The 201-nt window shown below is 54.7% G+C and carries 1 protein-coding gene; it reads right to left on the minus strand.

From position 1 onward, the window contains the following. The coding region (locus tag ACTHSP_RS24470; RefSeq protein WP_440347270.1) for a transposase at positions 1–201 on the minus strand (201 nt) is incomplete at both ends.

Genomic DNA, 201 nt, shown 5'->3' on the forward strand with positions numbered 1-201 from the left:
CGTCAAAACGGCAAAACAGGTTGAAATCGACGCGGGTGATGAGGCTGTGCTCGAGTTCGGGATCGGAGAGGCTGTGCCATTGTCCGAGCAGGACGGCTTTGAACATGGACAACAGGGGATAGGTGGGACGGCCGCGGTGGTCTCTAAGGTAATGGGTTCTTTGACGGTTCAGGTACTGTTCGATCGGTTGCCAATCAATCA

This window comes from Neisseria sp. P0001.S005, assembly GCF_051963715.1.